Genomic DNA, 19616 nt, shown 5'->3' on the forward strand with positions numbered 1-19616 from the left:
TTTAGAGAGATAAGAATTCTAAGATTTTTAAAGCGCTAAGAATGAGTCTGAGCATTATCACACCAATATTTACAATAGAATCTAACAACTTATTAGAGGGTTTTTATATATTTCTTTAAGTTAGATAAAATATTATAGTAAGATGATTTCTGAACAGAAGCGCTTTTATAACTTTTTTCATATTGGTTACTTTCTAAATATAAATTATCGTATTTCTCATCTAGTTTTGGCATGATATAAACCCCATATTCTAATAGAATAATTTCATTATCAATAATTGCTATTATTTGGGGTATACTATTACTGTTTTCTAATAATTTAAGCATAAAAATAGCTCGATTATTATAATGGTGGTTGCTAAATATATTATGAAAAGAATTGAATATATATTTATCTTTAAGCATTTGTATACAATAAAGTTTTAAATCTATTACAGAGAGGTTTTGTTGCTCTAAAGCAACTTGAGGCAATAACATTTGTTTTAATGGTTTCTTATTTATTTCATTATCATATTTAACTAACAAATCTTTGAGTATCCCTGAGAATTCACTAAAATTTTCACATTTACGCATTTTGTTTATAGAATCAAAAGTTTTATTTATATCTAGATTGAGGGTATGTTCCAATAACAACAAAGTTTCTTTTATCGCATTTTCTGAATCATTTATAATAGGGTCGTTTTTGTACACACTGTTTTTATTGATATTTTTATTAATTAGTGTGGAGTATATTTCGCTAATAGTCATTAATGTATAATCCAGTAAAGCTTCCATACTATCATTCATATGTTCATAGTTATCCTCCGAAATTTTACTCTCTAATAATGACTTTTTAGCGTAAAATAAATTTTTACTATCTACATATATGTAAGATTTATTTAAAAGTGGATGTGTAATATCAATTTTGTTATTTGTTTTTTCAGCTAAATATGATTGTCCATACTTATTACATCCTATTTTATTATCTTTGTTAGTGTATGCAGGTAAATACTCCATAATTCTATTGCCTTTTGGATTTCTTCCAAAAGGCATTTTCACATATGATACTCTAGTCATATTATAAATATATGATTGTAGCTTGTGAGCAAATTCTTGAGCAAAAGGTTTTATGTGACTATTATTATATTCTTCATTATAAAGACCAGCTACGCACACATCTAATTCTACAAAATTTATAATTTCATTTTCAAGTAGTTTAACTTGGCCTTGATGATTGAAAAAGCTAGCACAAAGATAGGCTAACTCGTGTGCTGATAGTGCACCTGCTTTCTGATAAGTTTCCCCATGTCCAGTAAAGAATAATTTCATTTTAAGTGGCGAACCATTTTTAAAACGCAAAGAATCTCTTAGAGCAGGTATAACAATCGTATTTAGCTCTTTAACACATTGATTATAACTGTCTGTACGTGATACTATAAATTTAGCATTTTTATAACTATCTTTAGCCTTCTTCTTTCCATAGACAGTCATCTCTTCATATACTTGTTTAGCAGAGTCTTTTGAAATTAATAATCTATTTTTAATAGAACTATACTCTTCAACAGTAGTTTCTACAAAACCATTATTGATATTGTTTTGGTAAGTTGGACCACCTACTCTCATGTCTATGGCATTATTTATAGGATTTATACCATCTTTAGACGTTGAATAGCTAGCTAACATCCATATAAAATCATACATAATCAACCTTTACTTATAGTTTTTTATTATTTAACATGTGTATGTTTTCTGACCGTATCATTTGTAGCGTGGATCTAAATTTCTGGAGTTTTGCTTTGTAGTGAAACAATAATAATTATTGAGTTTCTGTAAATTTATATCTCTTTCTTTTATACCACCTTCTTGCATCCATAAGCTTCTATTAACTTCGTATTTATCAGCGTTGCGTTCAATATATTTATCAGAAATCTCTCTTTCTTCCTTATGAAAATTATATCTCACTAGTGACGAAGCTCCACTTAACACATATGTAGCATTTTGAAGACCCATTTCTAATTCTTGGTATATCTGCTTCTTTGTACTGTTTCCACCCATGCTAGGATAATAAAACATGCAAGGGTTTCCTAAGTATTTATTGGTTTCAATTTTTACGAATGCACCAAGAGTACGTGTGTTCAAATCATTTTCTAAGTGACATATTTCAAGATTTTGTATAGTTTTTGCAAGTGCGTTAAATAACTTATATTTTCTTGTAGAAGCATTCTGACAAGCATCAATCCCATCAATATCTCGGTTATATATATCCATAATAGCTTCGCATAATATGGCAGAATCTATATTAGTTAGGAAGTTTTTAGTTTTATGCAATAAACCAGATAACTTTTGCCCTGGAAAATAACCCATTTGGGCTGACATAAAAATAGAGTTATATTCTATTTTATCTAACATGATAGCGTTTATACCTAATTGCTTTCTTAGTTCATTAAAATTTTCTATATGCTCCTGACTTATAGCCTTAGAAGTCTCGTAATCTACTAGCTCATAGCTGCATTGACAACCCTGCTTTATAGATGAAGTGTTAGCTTTTCCACCTGTTTTAGTTTTTATAATAGTATGAAGTTCTTTATATTTTTCTGCATTCCATCTTTGAGTGTTTTGCATTTTTATTATAGCTGCAATTTGGGCAGAATAGTAGCCTGGTTCTTCTTTCTCATATTCATCAGGTCTTTTAAGCCCATGTATATAGTTTTGTTTCCCTACAGGTACTTTTACCATATGGCGACCATCAGTTAGTAAGATTCTCCATAAGCTTTCTTCATTTTGATCCGGAAAAGGCATGATAAATATTTGTAGTAAATATATTAGAATTAAAACTATACTATACTTGTATGGTCTGGTTTTATATATGGGTTAATTAATAAAGGCTATCAATTTGGCACTAGTGTACAGTAAAAAAATTTTCAAAGTTGTTATGTGAGTGTATCAAGGCATTTGAAGACGAAGTAATAGTATGAAACAATATTTGACCTTCGAAAATTTTATATACTAACGATTTGAGGAGGCTAAATAGCATCACCCATTTGAAACATAGGCATATACATACTCACCACTAAGAAACCAACTACACCACCTAAAACTACCATGATGATGGGTTCTAGCATTGAACTTAAACTCTCAACGATTGTATCTACTTCTTCTTGATAAACTCTATTTAGGTTACCAAGCATTGTCTCTAATGCTCCAGACTCTTCACCTACGGATATCATTTGTTCTACTAAAAAAGGAAAACAACCAGTTTCCATTATAGCATCTTTAAAAGATGCACCTTCATTAATACTTTTTTTAATATCAAGAGCTGCTTGATCATATTTGGCGTTACCGGTTGCTAAGGAAACCATATCTAAAGCTCTTGTTAGGCTCATACCAGATTGAACAGTAATTTCAAGAGTGCTAGAAAATCGTGCTAAAGCTGATTTAAAAACTACTTCTCCAATAATTGGTATTTTGAGCATGAAGTGGTCTTGAAATATTTGAATTTTCGGGTACTTAAACTTTAATGACTTGTAAACACTAATAACTATGAATATTCCTAATATTATTTTCCACCAAGCATCTTGCATAAAATTTGAAGCATTTACAGTCATTTGTGTAATTGCTGGTAAAGGTTTGCCAGAGTTTATAAACATAGCTGAAAATGCAGGTACTGCAAAGGTTAATAAAATACTAGTCACACCCGCAGCAATAACACATACGACTATAGGGTATGATAAGGCTTTTTTAACTTTCTTTTTTATAGATTGTAGATTTTCTCGTTGATCGGCTATTTTATTTAGCATTAGATCAAGGTTTCCTGATTCTTCACCAGCTGTGATCAAGCCTACATATAATTTATCAAAAAGCTTTGGGAATTGACCAAGGGCTTTAGAAAACGATTCCCCACCTTCTATAGATTGTTTAAGTTGGATTGTCATAGCTTTTAAGCGAGGGTGTTTTCTAATTCCCATTATAAACACTTCAAATGATTTGATAATAGGAATACCAGCTTTTGTCATAGTAGCAAGTTGTCGAGTCATTTCAGTAATATCTTGATAAGAGATTTTCTTTGGTAGCATATCCTTAGGTTGTTTTTTGAGCTTAATTTCAGAATAACCTTTTTGTCTAAGTAGAATTTCAGCCTTCTCTTTTGTATCAGCATCAATAGAACCTTTTATTCGTTTGCCATTTTTTAACTTTACTTTATAGATCCAAGATATTATGGTTATTGCATTCTTGTTTTTCCTTTCAAATAACATAATTTTTTCCTTAGCTTACGCGGTATGCTTCTTCCATTGATGTTAAGCCTTCTGCAACTCTGACAAGAGCTGATTGCCTAACGGTGGCTACACCTTCTTTTTGTGCTTGTTGAGCAATTTCCATAGTGTTTCTATCCTCTAAAATCATTTTGGATATCGTTCTAGAAACAGCCATTACCTCGTATAACCCCAGGCGTCCTTTATAGCCTTTAAAACATCTTGGGCAGCCTTTAGGATTAGGTTTGTATATAGTTGCTTTTTTTATTTCACTAAGTGTAGTGTTAAACGTTTCTGATAATATATAATCATCTAGCCCGCTATCTTCAACAAGCATAGAAAATTCAGTTTCATTATCTTTGATTTTGCAGTTTGGGCATAATTTACGTGTTAAACGTTGTGCTATAATTAGTGTAACAGAGGTTGCAATATTGTACCTGGGTAGACCCATGTCAACAAGTCTGTTGAGAGTTTCCGGGGCGCTATTTGTATGTAAAGTTGACATTACTAAGTGACCTGTTTGTGAGGCCTTAATTGCAATAGAACCAGTTTCAATATCCCGGATTTCTCCCACCATAATGATATCTGGGTCTTGGCGTAAGAAAGCTTTAAGCGCAGCTGCGAATGTGAGTCCTTGTTTATTATTCACATTCACCTGATTAATACCTCTTACTATTAGTTCTACAGGATCTTCAGCTGTAGATATATTTTTTTCAATTTTATTTAATATGTTTATTCCAGTATAAAGAGTCACTGTTTTACCAGAACCGGTAGGACCAGTTACAAGGATCATGCCTTGTGGCTGATGTATAGTGTCTAGATAAAGCTTTTTTTGTTTTTCTGAAAAGCCTAATGCTTCTATAGGGATTTGAGTGTTACTAGAGTCTAAAATACGCAGCACTACTTTTTCACCAAAGCTTATTGGGCAAGTACTTACACGAAAATCAATAGCTTTCTCACGTGATAGGGATATTTTAAATTTACCATCTTGAGGGATCCTTTTTTCTGCAATATCTAGACTAGCCATAATTTTAAGCCTAGAAATAACCTTTGGTCCTAAGTTCTTTGTGGTATTAAACGTTTCTACTAAAAGACCATCAATTCTGTACCTAATTCGAAAGTTTTTCTCATATGGCTCAAAGTGTATATCTGAAGCTCCTTTTTGAATGGCGTCGACTATAGTATTGTTTATAAATCTTATGATAGGAGCTTCATCGTCTTCTGTGCCTAAAAAAGCGTCTCCCTCACGTTCCCCTTCATCGACAAAATCAATATCAAGTTCAACGTTTTCCATTTTCTCACTGAGTGAGGAATCATCAGTCTTTTGTCCTTCATCTTTTAAGTATTGATTAAATTCTTGTATTTTTTCTTTTAATGAGTTTAGTTCACCGACTATTGCAACAAAAGGTTGATCATATTTGTTACGTAAAGTTTTTAATATTTGTTGGCTATCTATTGGATTAGCTACAGCAACGTATACAACGTGTTTTCTTATGAAAAGAGGTAAGCAGCTATTTTTCTCACAAAATTCTAAATCAAAAACTTCTTGTGGCAAAAATTTGACATTAATAGCAGTTAGATCTATATATTGTAAACGTAGTAAAGTTGCAGATTCGATCATAAAGGTTCTGCTATTAACTATTTCATGCTCTATTAAATAGCTTAAAAAACCTGTTTTGCCTAAGTCTTTCTCAAGACTGACTTCTTCTAACTGCTCTTTTGTTATAAGCTTACGATGTAAAAGTAAAGAGGCTAGTTTTTTGCAAATATGGGGATTATTAATCATTTAATTAAATTTGACTACATATTATTAGAAATTATAACATGGTTGCTTATATTATAAAAAAACAAAAACCAATTTATGTTTTATATACTTAAACGGTTTTGAAAAAGTATTTTATCAAAACTCCATAGTTAGTGTATAATCACCGCTGATATAGGTAAGTAATATTTTATATGAGAATAGATAAATTTATTTCCCATCGCGGAGCAAATACGGATTTTGTTGAAAATACAATCAAATCATTTGAAATTGCTAAAAACTACGGATTTAGATGGTTTGAAATTGATGTTCAGATGAGTAAAGATGGTGAGTTATTTTTATTTCATGATAAAACTTGTCAAAGGTTGGCTAGTTTAAATTCTGAAGCTACTGAAATGAGGATTGATGAGCTTAAAGGTTTGGAAATTATACACCCTACATTGGGGGTTAAAGCTACAATACCGACTTTTAAAGAGTACCTTGATTGGGCTATTAAAAATGATGTTTATACAAATGTAGAAATTAAGATAAATAAAAATTGCTTATCCTATAAGAATTCTATCACCATAAAAGTTTTAGATACTCTAAATGGCTATCCAGAGATGCAAGATAAAATCTTTATATCTAGTTTTTCTAATACGGTAATGAAGTTTCTAGAACAAGACAAGAAATATCAAAAAGGGAAGTTGCATTATACAACTAACTGGGATGAGGATTTTGATTATATAAATACTACTTTATATAGTGATTTTCAAGAAAATAAGTATTTAGCACTAATCATAAATTATGAGTGTCTGAGTCAACATAGACTAGAATACCTTAGGCAAAAATTTGGCAAAGTATTTGTTTATTCAGCTCATTCTGATTATGAGGTTGAAACTTTATTATCATGGGGAGCGGATGCTATATTTGTTGATAAAAAAGAACAAATTCATCTAAAGGCTATAAATATTGCTTAAGCAATACTTCTATATCTTGGATTATGTTATTACTATGAGGACACTCATAAGGGTAAAAATATTTTAGTTCGATATGGTTATCAGCAATTCTATATTTAAAGCTAACAAAGGGATATTTTTGCTTTATTATTTCTAGCTTTTCAGCTAGAAAACTCTCACCAATTTCATAAATATACCATTTCTTTCTGATGATTTTTTTATGATGAGCTTGCTTTTTAAGATTTAGATCTTCAAGCATAGGAATGCATTCTTTAGGTGGTCCTGGAAAGGCATATACATGTCTATCTTTTTCAAACTTTAATTTAAAGCCATTTGCAGTACCATTCTTATTAACTATAATTTTGAAGCCTTGAGGGAACGTAGCTTGCTTTTTTGCCCCTAAAGTAACTCTACCATATTTTTCGATCATTTTCTGCTCTAGCTTTATCCAAGAATTTTGGTCTAATACTAGCTCTTTATTAAAAAAAACGGCTATAGCTTGTGTAGTTAAGTCATCTTCGGTAGGTCCTAAACCACCAATAGTTATTATATTAAGGTGAGAATCTTTTAAAAAAAGTATACTTGCTAAGATGTCATTTATATTGTCATTGCAACTTATATGGAAACCGATATTAAAACCACCTTCAGTTAGGTGTTTTGCAAAAACACTTGAGTTAGTATTAACTATATCACCTTCAGTTATTTCATCACCAATAGCTATAATTCCAAAGTCGTACTTCATTTTTCACTCGCAGGGCGTAACCAGACAGAATTTTAATTATTTTTATTTTATTTTATGATATAAATGTAGCTAAAGATATAAAAATATATGTTTTTGGAGCATATATATGTAACTCTAAGGAATAATTAAGATGAATATACTATCTACAAACGTTTATGTTGGGCCTAACATTTACGCAAATTTTCCCGTTATAAGACATGAAATTGATTTGGGAATCCTAGAAAATTGGCCTTCTGCTAAAATAGGTAAAGAGTTTATTGATAATCTAGTTAACAGTCTGCCTGGGCTTATCGGGCATGGTTGCTCTTATCGTTCCGAAGGTGGGTTTATCCGTAGGCTTAGCGAAGATGAGGGCACTTGGATGGGTCATATATGGGAGCATGTTATTTTAGAACTCCAGAGTATGGCAGGAAGTGAAGTAACTTTTGGTCGTACAAGATCTACTGGTAAAAAAGGTCACTACAGTATGGTGTATGAGTATAAGCAAAAGGATGTTGGTTTACGTGCTATGGAATTAGCAAAGGATCTTTTGCTTTCTTTAATACCAGAAACCCTTAATCAAGAAGTTGGGTTTATCAAAGAAGACTTTGACTTTGAAAGTGAAAAAATTAGGTTTATAAAATTTGCTCAAAGCAAAGAATTCGGTCCAAGTACAGGGTCACTTGTTGAGGCTGCTAAAAAAAGAGATATACCATATATACGTTTAAATGATCATTCTCTTGTTCAATTTGGTTATGGTAAATATCAACAAAGGATCCAGGCAACTATTACTAGTCAAACTACACACATCGCGGTGGAAATGTCGTGTAATAAAGAGCAAACAAATAAGGTTTTATCAGGATTGGGTCTACCAGTACCAAAACAAAGAACAGTGCGTACCGAAGAAGGAGCGATTAGTGCAGCAAAACATTTAGGATTTCCTCTAGTTGTTAAACCTTTGGATGGTAACCATGGTAGAGGTATTTCAATCAATTTGACTACATTTGAGCAGATTAAAGAAGCTTTTGTAGAAGCAACTAAAGTCTCTAGATACGTCCTAATAGAGCAATACGCTACAGGATTTGACCATAGAATGCTTGTTGTTAATGGGAAACTTATAGCTGTGGCAAAAAGAATTCCTGGTCATGTGGTGGGTGATGGTAAGCATACTATAGAAGAGCTTGTTGATATTGTTAACCAAGACCCGCGTAGAGGTGTAGGTCATGAGAAAGTTTTAACTCGTTTAGAATTAGACTATCAAGCAAATACTTTGATGAAATCAGCAGGATATACTAAAGATACTGTTTTAAATGATGGTGAAATATTTTACTTACGTTCTACTGCTAACCTTTCTACAGGTGGGACAGCTATTGACGTTACAGATATAGTACATCCTGATAATAGAGATATGGCTGAAAGAGCTATTAAAGCAGTTGGTTTAGATGTAGGTGGAGTTGACTTTCTGATAGATGATATAACACAGTCCTACCATGAGATAGGTGGGGCAATCTGTGAAGTAAACGCAGCTCCAGGATTTAGAATGCATGTGGCCCCTAGTGAAGGAAAACCTAGAGATGTTGCTGGTGCTGTGATTGATATGCTATTTCCAAAAGAGTTAGGTAATGCACGTATTCCTATAGCAGCTATTACTGGTACTAATGGTAAAACTACTACCTCACGTATGGTTGCACATATGTGGAAAAATGCAGGTAAAATTGTTGGTCTTACTACTACTGATGGTGTATATATAAATGGTAAACTTACGGTTGCTGGAGATACCACTGGTCCAGTATCTGCTCAGATGGTATTAAAAGATCCTTCTGTTGAAATGGCTATTCTAGAAACTGCAAGAGGAGGGATACTAAGAAGTGGTTTAGGATATGATTATTGTAATGTTGGAGCATGTCTAAATATCGCATCTGATCATTTAGGTCTTAAAGGTGTAAATACTTTAGAAGATCTTGCTAAAGTAAAAAGTGTAGTAGTTGAAGCAGCTAAAGATGTTGCTGTATTAAATGCTGATGATCCACATGTTTTAAAAATGTCTGCTAAAGTAACAGCAAAAAATATTTTTTATGTAACAATGAACCCTGAGCATGCCTTAGTTAAGCAACATATTAGAGCTGGTGGTAAAGCTTGCATTATTGAAAAAGGAGTTAATGGTGATATGATTACAATTTTTGATAATCATATACATATACCAGTATTATGGACACACCTAATTCCAGCTACTATCGAAGGAAAAGCTATTCATAATGTTCAAAATTCGATGTTTGCAATAGCTATAGCTTACAGTATGGGTATGAGTTTAGATGATGTCCGAGATGGTCTAAGAACTTTTGTAACAACATTTTATCAAACTCCTGGACGTATGAACTGGTTTGAAGAGCATCCTTTTAAAGTTTTGATGGATTATGCTCATAATCCAGCCGCTATAAGATTAGTTAGCCATATGGTTTCAAATATGGATTTTGCTGGTAGAAAAATATGTGTTTTAGCTTCACCAGGTGATAGAAGAGATGAAGATATCTATGAAATAGCTAAGGTTGCTGCACCTTTTTATGATTATTTTATTTGTAAGCGTGATGATAATTTAAGAGGTAGAAAACCAGATGAGGTGCCAAATATGTTAAAACAGGCACTAATAGAAGCCGGTGTTTCAGCTAATAACATTGAAACTATAGAAAGTGAACAAGAAGCTGTAGATAAAGCTCTTTGTATTGCTAAAGAAGGAGATTTAGTAGCAGTATTTGCAGATAAACTAAAAAGAACATGGAAGCAAATTATATATTTTAATAAAAGAAATGAGTTAGCTAAAGAGGTTAAACTTCAAAATCAAGAGTCTTTTTCTGCATCTGCCATAGCTCAAGATCCTAGTTTGTCTAAAGAAATATCAGACGTAATAAAAGCAGGTATAGTAACAGATGGAAGTGGTGTGCGAGTTGTTTACCATGATCAAGATAATGATTAAGAAGGTTTTTGTTTATGGAGAATACAATGATTCCAGAAGGTTATTCACGTAGGTTAGTTGGACCTAACTTGTTTTTTAAAGAAACAGGAACAGTCTTAGATGTACCATTAACTGAAGGTAGAGAAAAACTAACAGAGCTATTTTATCAAGAAGCAAAGAGGATTTTGCCAGCCTTAGGATGGGAAGAAATTAAAATAGCGCATAAGTTTTTTAATAACGGCATTAGGCTTGCAATAACAGCACCTGTTGATATTACAATGCCTGCATGTGATGTTATTGATTTTATTTGGTTATCAGCAAGAGAATATGTAGAAAAAGGAAGTTTTAAAACTTTAGAAGTTGCTAAAGAAGTTCTTTTACCGTTAATAAATGAAGATAAGAATTTAATTTATCGTAAGCTTTATGATTTGGCTAAGTCTAAAGGGCTTAATGCTTTTAGAGACAAAAATAGAGCATTTGTGGGTTCAGGTAAAGGTTGTTATGAGTTTGATTTAGGACATGATGATATTGCTGAAATACCTTGGCAAAACATTTATGACATTCCAGCGGTTATAGTTACAGGTACTAATGGTAAGACTACTACAGTGCGTCTTACAGATTATATTTGTAGATTTGCTGGTAAAGTTACAGGTTACACATCTACAGATTGGGTTAAAGTCAATAATGAGCTAATAGATGAGGGTGATTATTCTGGTCCTACAGGACACCAGTTTGTGCTTACTAATAAGAAAGTTGAAGTTGCTTTGCTAGAATCAGCTAGAGGAGGTTTATTGAAAAGAGGATTGATAGAAACATTTGTTGATGCTGCGGCTGTTACTAATGTTTCTGTTGATCATTTAGGTGAAGATGGTATAGAAACGGTAGCTGAACTAGCTGAAGCAAAATCAATAGTCTTTAGAACTATGGGAGAAAATTCTCACGCAATTATAAATCTTGATAATCTTTACATGAAAGAAAGATTTGAATTATTAAAGTGTAATAAAATAGTTGTTACTCAAAATCCACAAGCTCATGATATGGAGTACTACTTATCTAATTCAGATTATGCTTGTATTGTAGAGAGAGGAGCATTTAAGTGGTTAGATAAAAATTCAAAAACTGAGATTCTAAAAGTGGTAGACGCGCCTTTAACGGTAAAAGGTTTTGCAAAACATAATATTGAAAATGCTATGGTATCAATAGCATTAGCATTTAAACTTAAGGTTAGTTTAGAAACTATTGCAGCAGCATTAAAAAGCTACAAAAATGACCAAAATGTTAATAGAGGTAGAGCAAATATTTTTGAATGGGATAATAAAGTGGCAGTGCTTGATTATGCTCATAACGAAGCTGGCGTAGAAGCATTATTTTCAATGATGCAAGCCTATGATAAAGCTGGTAGAAAATATCTTATGATAGGAACCACAGGTGATAGAAAGAACCTTATACCATCTATAAACGATGTTATATTAAAGTATGGTGTAGATTTTATAGTAATTAAAGAAACGGATAAGTATTTAAGAGGCGCAAAGCGATTAGAATTACCATTAGCAATACGCGAAGATCTGCAAAAAAAAGGGTTTGATATTGTAAATACTCATATATCACATGGTGAGCTTGAGGGGGTTAAATATATTCTAGATAAACTTGAGGATAATGATATAGGTATATTCTGTTGTCAAGCTGAGCTTGAAAGCGTAGCTAATTATTTAGAGAGCTATTGTGTGAAAGGCTAAATTGGTCAAGAGTATAAGCTAAAAGATATTTTTATTTTTTCTGATTTATTTGATTTTCATAAACTTTAATAAATTACATATAGTTTTACTTTCTTTGCTGAAATAGGCCAGATAGTAATAGCTGTAGAGTTTCAACTTATCAAAAACTATCATGAACTGTTAAAATAACTGTATGTAAAATAACCCTTCTAATTTGTATTATAGAGCTAGTTTTAGATTTTAAGAGGAGCTGTTTATAATATGGAGATTCAAAAAATAAAAAATTCTATAAATGCTGGTATAAATAATTATCTTAGCAGGATTTATAAAAATCATAAAAGTAGAGCTATCGAATTAAAAAGGTTTATAGAAAATTGTAATTCTTACCATGAAATATGCTTGAGAATAATTAATGAGCATAGCTTATTCAATTTGGGTTATTCTTTAATTAATGTAAACCTTAATACAATATTTGAGCATTCGATAAAAAATAAAAACACAAATGGAGCATATTACCAAACCGTTATTGAACCAGCTTTTAACACTATATTCTCTATTAATCACAATAGTTTACCTTTAAAACACTCTAGTTCAAATTTTGGGAAAATGTTAATTTTCAGAGAGAATAGTGATTTCTATGATGATTTAGTGCCATTTTTAGAACAACAAAAAATACACTATAAAGTATTAAAAGAAGGAAATGAATGGCTACGAGATACTTTTTTTGTTGGCCAAGAAAAGATATATATTAGAACTAAACAAGAGATTAACGTTAAAAAACAACAAAACAATCTTCCATGTAATGTAAATAGTAAAAAAATTTATACACAAAATCAATTTAGAGACTTACAAGATGCATACCTTATTACAAATAAATTCTTATCTATGAATCGTAATTTTTATGATAATCATGATTTTATGGCTCAACATAGTAATAAAAGAGACTTAGCGAATCTTATTAAACAAGATTTAAAAAAAGACACTATTAGACCATTAGAAGGGGGTAATCTTTTTGAGGCAATAAATTGTGAGGGTGTTAGGTATTATTTTATAGGTGTCAACGTCTTACTTAATGAAATAGACTTTAAAAATATAAAATATGGGACTATGTCTGATCCAAGTAATTTATCTAATAGAGATATACTATCAAAATGTCATGTTGAGCTAGAAAGATATAAAAAAATTTTCAAAACTGATAATGTTATATGTCTCCCTCAGTGGGCATATCACTTAGATTTGCAAATATCATATATGGGTGATTCTACATTCTTAATTCATAGCTTCAATGAGGTATTAAATAACATAGATGAAATTTCTTCAGATATAAATAAGAAGGACCAAGTTGCTAAATTTGCTAGAGATGCCTTGCAGCGGGAATTAGTAATAAAATATATAGACGCTATACTAAGATCTTGCGGATTCAAGACTATAAAATACGCTGGAATATTGCATAAAACTTATCAAGGTGTTAATGAAAATGGTGAAATAGTAGAACTTAACCCCAAATACGCCTTAGGACAAGAAGCTATTTCAACGTTCATTAATGGTATAGATTTATGTACGCATAGTAATAAAAAGTTTTATCTCACGATAGATAGTCCATGTAATAATCATAAAGCATACTTTACTAAACTGTTGAAAAAACAAAATATAGAGGTTGTTTACTTAAAAGTAAACGGTAAATCTGCTGAAGATACAGTAAAACACATTAGTTATAGGGGAGGAGCATTACGTTGCCAGACAAACTTTATTCCATTTGACTATTTGAACCAGCTTTGAAGGAAATATTGATTAAATCTGTATCAATAATTTTACCAGTATGCCTATAACCTATCCTCAAAATAGATAATGAATTAAACATACTACATGGGTAGCAATTCCTTCTTTCCTACCTATGAATCCAAGTTTTTCAGTAGTTGTTGCTTTTATATTTAGCTGATTAGTTTCAATACTAAGTATTTGAGCTAAGCATATTTTCATTTTTTCAATATAAGGAAGCATTTTAGGAGTTTGAGCAATTATTGTACAATCTATGTTGCCAATTTGATAATTTTTGGCATCAAGCATTTTTTTTATTTCTGATAAAAAAAATTTACTATCGGTATTTTTATATTTATTATCAGTATCTGGGAAGTGTTTACCAATATCACCGAGACCTAATGCACCTAATATAGCATCACAAAGAGCATGAATTAAGACATCACCATCTGAGTGGGCCTCAAGACCTAGGTGAAATGGGATTTCTACACCACCAATTATTATGTTTTGCTTTTGATCAGTAAATTTGTGTACATCATAACCATGACCTATTCTAAACATTTCACTATTATCCTTCTTGTGTAATAGGATAATTATTGTTTATCCAACTTTGAATACCACCAGAAACTGACACAGTATTTGTATATCCCATTTTTTGTAGATTAAAGGCAGCTAGTGCTGAACGATAGCCGCTACCACAATATAAATAGATTTTTTGGTCTTTGTTAGGGATTAAATTTTCGATCTTGACCTCTATCTGACCTTTACTGAGGTGCGTAGCACCAGGAATATGAAATTGAGCAAATTCAGAATCTTCTCTAACATCAATAACAACCCCGTCGAGAGATTCGTTACTATACATGTTATATAGGTTAGTAGTAGTTATTTCTTTTACATTCGATTTTGCATCATTTACAAGCCTTAAAAATTCATTAGGTTTTGCTTGACTAGGAGAAATAGTAGGATAGTTTTTAGCATTCCAAGCTCTCCAACCACCGTCAACTGAGATTACGTTTTTGTACCCCATACTTTGTAAACTATCAGCAACTAACGCAGACCTAAAACCACCACCACAATAAAAATACATTTTTAAGTTTTTATTTGGTACAGCTTTTTCTATAACACTTTCAATTATACCTTTACTGATATGGATAGCATTTGGAATATATCCATTTGCAAATTCAGACTCTTCCCTAGTATCAACTAGTAAACCATCAAGAGAGTTTGAGGTATACATTTTGTATATATCATCTACTGTACATTCTTTGATTTTTGGTTTGGCTTCGTTTACCAGCTTTATAAAACCTTCTGAGTGTTGCATACTGACCCTTTAATATTGTTTTTATAGTTAAGTATTTTATACATTTAAGAGTAAAAAAAGAATATGTATTTAGTTTAAAAAAACTAAGCACTACCAAGCAGCTATAGCAGCATCATTAGGATAAAGTTCTTGAACTAATTTTATTATTTGATCATTATTTAAAGACTTAACATACTCTTTTAAATTTGGATTGTCTTTTTGACTGTCTTGAACAGCAATTATATTTGCAAAAGGTGAGTCTTTAGGCTCTACAAAAAGCGCATCTTTTAGGGTTAATCCTGCTTTAGGAATATAGTCATTGTTTACAACACCTATATCTACATCACCTAAATTATTAGGGATTTGGTCAGCTTGCAAAGGTATTATTTTTAATTTTTTAGGATTACTAGTTATATTACCAGGAGTAGCTTGCCAAGTAATACCATCTTTAAGCGTTATTAAACCAGCATCTTGAAGGATCATAAGTGCTCTGCCTTGATTAGTAGGATCATTTGGAATAGCAACTGTAGCACCATTAGGTAGTTGATCAAGGCTTTCATATTTCTTAGAAAATACTCCCATAGGATATAAGAAGGTCTTACCAATATAAGTAATTTTGTAACCAAATTGCTCGATTTGATTTTCTAAGAAAGGGATATGTTGAAATACATTTGCTTGAATCTCACCATCATTTAATGCTCTGTTTGGAATGTTGTAGTCTCCAAATGTGACTAATTTAACATCAAGATTATATTTTTCTTTAGCAATCTTTTTACTTAGCTCCATAATCTTATCTTGAGGAGGGCTGGTGATATAACCAACCGTGATTTCATTTGACTGCTTAGAAGCTACAAAATTTGAATATAGTTGTAATCCACTAGCTACCACTAAGATAATAGTTAATAACCATAAAGCTGTTAGCTTCCTAGCAGAAACTAGATAGTTACCAAAAGATTGAGTTAGCTGAACTAGGATAACTAGCATAACCACACCGCCAAGTAGCAAAGTGTAGTTACCATAGTTATAGCCTTTGAAGTAAGTCAAGTCGCCTAAGCCACCACCACCAACTATGCCAGCCATAGCTGAAAAGCCAATTAGTGATATACATGTTAAAGTAGCCGCATCTATAAGAAGTGCTTTTGACTCAGGAAGAAGTACTTTAAAAATTAGCTGTATTCTAGTAGCTCCCATAGCTTTTGCTGCTTCTATAAGACCATGGTCAACTTCACGTAAAGCTGACTCTGTTAAGCGAGCATAAAATGGTAAAGCTGCAATTGCTAGTGGGACTATAGAAGCAGTAGTACCGATAGTTGTACCTACTATAAGTCTAGTTATAGGATAAAGTAAAATTAGTAAAATGATATATGGGATACTTCTAGTAATGTTTATAACTATACTAAAAACTCTATTAAGACTTTTTACCAGAATATTTTTATTATCTTGGGTAGTGTATAGTAGTATACCTAAGATTATTCCTCCTATTACTGCTACAAATGTAGCAATAAATACCATGAAGATAGTTTCCCATGTTGATTGAGCTATTAAATTAAGCTCTTGGAAATTAAATATTATCTGCTGGTGCATAACCTAGTACCTTTAAATTAACATCTTGATTTGATAGGAAGCGCAAAGCATTTTCCCAGTCTTGTCTTTCGCCAGTAATATGGCAAATTGCTATACCAACGATTTGATCTTGGATAGTTTCTATATTAGCTTGAATAATGCTTACATTAGCATTAAACTGGCGTGATACCTCGGCAATTATAGGTTTTTTCCCTTTTTCACCATAAAAAGTTAGTTGAACGATAGGGTAAGCGTTTTCGTAGCTATAAGGGTTATCATAAAGTCTCTTAGCAATAAACTCAGGCACTTTAGTATGAATACTTGTTTCAACAAATGATTTAGTTACTTCAGTTTGAGGGTTTAAAAATATATCTAGAGTTTTACCTATTTCAGCAATTTGACCTTTATCAATAATTGCAACCCTATCGCAAACTTTTCTTACTACATCCATTTCGTGAGTTATAAGTACTATCGTTAGGTCTAGTTCTTTATTTAGTCTCTTAAGTAGGGCTAAAATTTGCTTAGTAGATGTTGGATCTAATGCAGATGTAGCTTCATCTGAAAGTAAAACTAATGGGTTAAGAGCTAATGCTCTAGCGATAGCAACTTTTTGTTTTTGACCGCCACTTAGCTCTTTAGGATATGCTAGGACTTTATTAGGCAACTCAACTAAGTCTAATAACTCATATACTCTTTTTTTTATTTCAGATTTTGGTATGCCTTGTATTTCTAATGGTAAAGCTATATTTTCAAACACATTTCTCGAAGAAAGTAGGTTAAAGTGCTGAAAAATCATCGCAATTTTTTTACGAAATTCGCGGAGTTGTTTAGGATTTTTTTTAGTAATATTTTCATCAGCAATAAATATTGAACCATCAGAAGGTTGTTCTAAAAGGTTTAAACATCTAAGTAAAGAACTTTTTCCAGCGCCACTATGTCCTATTATGCCAAATATTTCACCTTCTTTAATTTCAAGGCTTATATTATCAAGAACTAAATTACTAATGTTATTGGTTATATATTCTTTTTTAAGGTTTTTTATCTCTATCATTTTTTAACCTTTGTTTTGTCGCCTATTTTGCTTTCTTGTCCGTTTATGAGTCTTTGGATATTTCCTCTATGCTTTATGATTATAATTATTGCTACTATTAAAAAAGGAGTCGCTACTTTTAGGTTTGCTATAAATGTTACAGAAATGCAAGCTATCATGGTTGCTACTAGAGCAGACAAAGAAGAGTAACGCGTAATAATAGCTATACATAACCAAGCAGTTATAAATATGACCCCTAAAACCCAGTAGAAACCAAATAATGTACCTATCAATGTAGCGACACCTTTGCCTCCTTTAAAACCAAAAAATATTGGATAAACATGTCCCAATACAACATATAAGGCTGTGCAAGCAATAATGAATTGATTACCAGTTAACATTTTTGCAACTAATATTGGTACTAAACCTTTGAGTATGTCCAATATAAGAGTTATAGCTGCTGGTAATTTGCCACCTATACGTAAAACATTTGTCGCCCCGGGGTTGCCAGAGCCAACGCTTCTTGGAGAAGGTAACCTAAAAATATAACAAACAATAATTGCGCTATTAATAGAACCTAGTAAGTAAGCAAATATTAGTAAATTAAAATTAAAAAAATTCATTAATTATCTCCTATATTTTTAATTTTTAAATAATTTTTTGCTGCAGTAGAGCTACAAAATTATCAGAAAGTGTTTCCTAAAGTATATAGAATATTTTATATTAAGATAATAAATAAATGTAAAAAAATGTTACTCTTATTATTATTGTTGTGTTTTTTGACCTGTTAATACTTTTTTAGCGTTTATCACAGTGCGTGAATTTATCTCTAATGCATCCTTAATTTTCTCGAAGTTGCTATCTGGGTTATAAGTGTATAATAGTGATATAACACCAGCAACATGTGGTGATGCCATAGAGGTGCCTTGCATATAACCATAAGCGTTGCCACCTATTGTCGATAGTATAGTTTGCTTAACACCATCTTTTATAGCATCACCACCTGGTGCAGATACAACTACTCTGTTAGCTAGTTTTCCGTCTACTTTAGGGTCAAAGTAAGCAGAATAGTAGCTTCTTTTTCCATCTTTTCCAGTAGCTTGAGCGATGATGATGTTTAAATTTTTACATACTGCAGGAATATTATCATAGAGAGGACTATTACTGTTGCCAGCTGCAACCACAATTGTAACGTTATTTTGATTAGCTACTTCCGCTGCTTCATCCCAAACAGGACATAATGTATTTATCATGTCATTCCAATTACTACCTACTTGCCGTGAAACACCTAAACTTAAGTTAATAACCTTTACATTTTGTTGTACAGAAGGCAAAGTATGCCCATTTATTTTTGTTGTTAATTTATCAGGATCTTCACCAGCTGCCCATTTAATAGCGTCCATAACGGCAGTTGTATAACCTGAGCCGTCATCTCCTAATGCTTTTATTGGTAAAATCCTTACTTCATCGATTGGTCCAGCAACCCCTGTAACCTCGGGACCATTTGCAGCAACAATACCAGCAACATGTGTTCCGTGGTATGTACCTTTATCTGTAATATTGCTAGTTGCTGTGAATCCATCCTTAAAATAATAAGTACCTTTTGCTTTATCTGTATTAGTGAAGTTAACCTTTTTCATTAGATCTTGAG

15 protein-coding genes are annotated in these 19616 nt (G+C 31.9%); 4 read left to right on the forward strand and 11 right to left on the reverse strand.

What is annotated here, in order from left to right:
- Positions 1-92: 92 nt before the first annotated feature.
- The 4 genes from SD28_RS03600 to pilB all read right to left on the reverse strand — a co-directional run bounded on the left by SD28_RS03600 (position 93) and on the right by pilB (position 6014).
- Entirely contained in the window at positions 93-1679 is a 1587-nt protein-coding gene (locus tag SD28_RS03600; RefSeq protein ID WP_039124169.1) for a hypothetical protein, read from the reverse strand.
- Between the two features lie 57 nt (positions 1680-1736).
- Positions 1737-2777 carry a hypothetical protein gene (locus tag SD28_RS03605; RefSeq protein WP_039124171.1) on the reverse strand — a complete coding sequence of 347 codons (1041 nt, stop codon included), beginning with the start codon at positions 2775-2777 and terminating at the stop codon, positions 1737-1739.
- A gap of 224 nt (positions 2778-3001) precedes the next feature.
- Positions 3002-4231 (reverse strand): type II secretion system F family protein, encoded by a 1230-nt coding sequence (locus SD28_RS03610; protein WP_039124173.1) that lies wholly within the window; start codon positions 4229-4231, stop codon positions 3002-3004.
- Between the two features lie 10 nt (positions 4232-4241).
- Positions 4242-6014: a type IV-A pilus assembly ATPase PilB gene (gene pilB, locus SD28_RS03615; RefSeq protein ID WP_039124177.1), complete on the reverse strand. Its 1773-nt coding sequence runs from the start codon at positions 6012-6014 to the stop codon at positions 4242-4244.
- A gap of 170 nt (positions 6015-6184) precedes the next feature.
- Here pilB and SD28_RS03620 point away from each other — a divergent pair, with 170 nt between their 5' ends.
- On the forward strand, positions 6185-6949 hold the full coding sequence (locus tag SD28_RS03620; protein WP_039124179.1) for a glycerophosphodiester phosphodiesterase family protein: 765 nt from the start codon (positions 6185-6187) through the stop codon (positions 6947-6949).
- On the opposite strand, the gene SD28_RS03625 is transcribed toward SD28_RS03620, so the two are convergent.
- Positions 6933-7670, reverse strand: a complete 738-nt coding sequence (locus SD28_RS03625) for a competence/damage-inducible protein A (RefSeq protein ID WP_039124183.1) — start codon at positions 7668-7670, stop codon at positions 6933-6935. The two genes, SD28_RS03620 and SD28_RS03625, sit on opposite strands and share 17 nt — an antisense overlap.
- Before the next feature lie 130 nt (positions 7671-7800).
- Here SD28_RS03625 and cphA point away from each other — a divergent pair, with 130 nt between their 5' ends.
- The 3 genes from cphA (at position 7801) to SD28_RS03640 (ending at position 14093) form a co-directional block, all read left to right on the forward strand.
- The gene (gene cphA, locus SD28_RS03630; protein ID WP_039124185.1) at positions 7801-10620 is read left to right on the forward strand and encodes a cyanophycin synthetase; all 2820 of its coding nucleotides are present in this window, start codon (positions 7801-7803) and stop codon (positions 10618-10620) included.
- A gap of 26 nt (positions 10621-10646) precedes the next feature.
- Positions 10647-12335 carry a Mur ligase family protein gene (locus SD28_RS03635; RefSeq protein ID WP_039125770.1) on the forward strand — a complete coding sequence of 563 codons (1689 nt, stop codon included), beginning with the start codon at positions 10647-10649 and terminating at the stop codon, positions 12333-12335.
- 240 nt (positions 12336-12575) lie between these two features.
- On the forward strand, positions 12576-14093 hold the full coding sequence (locus SD28_RS03640) for a hypothetical protein (protein WP_039124187.1): 1518 nt from the start codon (positions 12576-12578) through the stop codon (positions 14091-14093).
- A 57-nt stretch (positions 14094-14150) separates the two neighbouring features.
- Here SD28_RS03640 and ispF read toward each other — a convergent pair whose 3' ends face one another.
- The 6 genes from ispF to SD28_RS03670 form a co-directional block, all read right to left on the reverse strand.
- Positions 14151-14633 carry a 2-C-methyl-D-erythritol 2,4-cyclodiphosphate synthase gene (gene ispF, locus SD28_RS03645; RefSeq protein WP_039124189.1) on the reverse strand — a complete coding sequence of 161 codons (483 nt, stop codon included), beginning with the start codon at positions 14631-14633 and terminating at the stop codon, positions 14151-14153.
- Positions 14634-14640: 7 nt separating this feature from the next.
- Entirely contained in the window at positions 14641-15393 is a 753-nt protein-coding gene (locus SD28_RS03650) for a rhodanese-like domain-containing protein (protein WP_039124191.1), read from the reverse strand.
- A gap of 90 nt (positions 15394-15483) precedes the next feature.
- Positions 15484-16956, reverse strand: coding sequence for a MetQ/NlpA family ABC transporter substrate-binding protein (locus SD28_RS03655; RefSeq protein WP_039124194.1), 1473 nt, complete (start codon positions 16954-16956; stop codon positions 15484-15486).
- Positions 16934-17986 carry a methionine ABC transporter ATP-binding protein gene (locus SD28_RS03660; protein WP_039124196.1) on the reverse strand — a complete coding sequence of 351 codons (1053 nt, stop codon included), beginning with the start codon at positions 17984-17986 and terminating at the stop codon, positions 16934-16936. The genes SD28_RS03655 and SD28_RS03660 overlap by 23 nt, the downstream gene beginning before the upstream one ends.
- Complete coding sequence (plsY, locus tag SD28_RS03665) at positions 17983-18588, reverse strand: glycerol-3-phosphate 1-O-acyltransferase PlsY (RefSeq protein WP_039124198.1); 606 nt, start codon at positions 18586-18588, stop codon at positions 17983-17985. Before plsY ends, SD28_RS03660 begins: the two co-directional genes overlap by 4 nt.
- Positions 18589-18729: 141 nt before the next feature.
- Positions 18730-19605, reverse strand: coding sequence for a S8 family peptidase (locus SD28_RS03670; RefSeq protein ID WP_039124200.1), 876 nt, complete (start codon positions 19603-19605; stop codon positions 18730-18732).
- Positions 19606-19616: the final 11 nt, after the last annotated feature.

It is taken from the genome of Allofrancisella guangzhouensis, assembly GCF_000815225.1.
Taxonomy (GTDB): Bacteria; Pseudomonadota; Gammaproteobacteria; order Francisellales; family Francisellaceae; genus Francisella; species Francisella guangzhouensis.

Excerpts from the sequence above, each read along its gene's own strand:
- SD28_RS03660 (WP_039124196.1), bottom strand. The coding sequence starts at position 17,986 with ATGATAGAGATAAAAAACCTTAAAAAAGAATATATAACCAATAACATT.
- SD28_RS03605 (WP_039124171.1), bottom strand. The coding sequence starts at position 2,777 with ATGCCTTTTCCGGATCAAAATGAAGAAAGCTTATGGAGAATCTTACTA.
- SD28_RS03620 (WP_039124179.1), top strand. The coding sequence starts at position 6,185 with ATGAGAATAGATAAATTTATTTCCCATCGCGGAGCAAATACGGATTTT.
- SD28_RS03635 (WP_039125770.1), top strand. The coding sequence starts at position 10,647 with ATGATTCCAGAAGGTTATTCACGTAGGTTAGTTGGACCTAACTTGTTT.
- SD28_RS03650 (WP_039124191.1), bottom strand. The coding sequence starts at position 15,393 with ATGCAACACTCAGAAGGTTTTATAAAGCTGGTAAACGAAGCCAAACCA.
- pilB (WP_039124177.1), bottom strand. The coding sequence starts at position 6,014 with ATGATTAATAATCCCCATATTTGCAAAAAACTAGCCTCTTTACTTTTA.
- SD28_RS03610 (WP_039124173.1), bottom strand. The coding sequence starts at position 4,231 with ATGTTATTTGAAAGGAAAAACAAGAATGCAATAACCATAATATCTTGG.
- SD28_RS03600 (WP_039124169.1), bottom strand. The coding sequence starts at position 1,679 with ATGTATGATTTTATATGGATGTTAGCTAGCTATTCAACGTCTAAAGAT.
- SD28_RS03670 (WP_039124200.1), bottom strand. The coding sequence starts at position 19,605 with ATGAAAAAGGTTAACTTCACTAATACAGATAAAGCAAAAGGTACTTAT.
- ispF (WP_039124189.1), bottom strand. The coding sequence starts at position 14,633 with ATGTTTAGAATAGGTCATGGTTATGATGTACACAAATTTACTGATCAA.
- cphA (WP_039124185.1), top strand. The coding sequence starts at position 7,801 with ATGAATATACTATCTACAAACGTTTATGTTGGGCCTAACATTTACGCA.
- SD28_RS03625 (WP_039124183.1), bottom strand. The coding sequence starts at position 7,670 with ATGAAGTACGACTTTGGAATTATAGCTATTGGTGATGAAATAACTGAA.
- plsY (WP_039124198.1), bottom strand. The coding sequence starts at position 18,588 with ATGAATTTTTTTAATTTTAATTTACTAATATTTGCTTACTTACTAGGT.
- SD28_RS03640 (WP_039124187.1), top strand. The coding sequence starts at position 12,576 with ATGGAGATTCAAAAAATAAAAAATTCTATAAATGCTGGTATAAATAAT.
- SD28_RS03655 (WP_039124194.1), bottom strand. The coding sequence starts at position 16,956 with ATGCACCAGCAGATAATATTTAATTTCCAAGAGCTTAATTTAATAGCT.